The following is a 510-nucleotide window of genomic DNA, read 5'->3' on the forward strand; positions in this document are numbered from 1 at the left end:
CTGTCCGGTCTTCGAGACCGGGAGCGCGGTTCTGGCCGAGGGCGCCTGCACCTATGGCAGGGCAGGGGCGAGCCGCACCGACCAGGAGTCCTCGGGCGAAACCGGCGGCGCGCGGTTCGAGGACACGTTCCTTCTGATCGGGGGGCAGACCGAGATCGCGCCCGACCTGTTCCTGGGCGGCGCGATCGGCTACCGCGACACCCGCATGAGCGGCGATGACGGGGTCAGCGCCGATGGCTATTCCGTCCAGGGGGCCGTTACCCTGAAGTACCAGACCGGCCCCTGGCTGCTGACCGGCGCGGTCTTCGGCAATTTCGGCGAGGACGATGTCGAGCGCGAGGTCGGACTTGGCGCCTATGGCGGCGTGGCAGAGGGCACCGCGACCAGCCGCTCGTTCGGCCTGCGCGCCCGCGCCGCCTACACCGCCGGCAGCGAGCGCCTCTACCTGCGCCCGTCGCTGACGCTCGACGGACTCTATGCCCGTACGGATGCCTGGAAGGAAGACGGCGT

Annotated in this window: 1 protein-coding gene; it reads left to right on the forward strand. The window is 70.8% G+C overall.

From position 1 onward, the window contains the following. Positions 1 to 510 (forward strand): autotransporter outer membrane beta-barrel domain-containing protein (locus FGX59_RS37345; RefSeq protein ID WP_138473515.1); only part of this gene is annotated, 510 nt, incomplete at both ends.

The sequence above is a fragment of the Poseidonocella sp. HB161398 genome, assembly GCF_005870025.1.
GTDB lineage: Bacteria > Pseudomonadota > Alphaproteobacteria > Rhodobacterales > Rhodobacteraceae > Mangrovicoccus.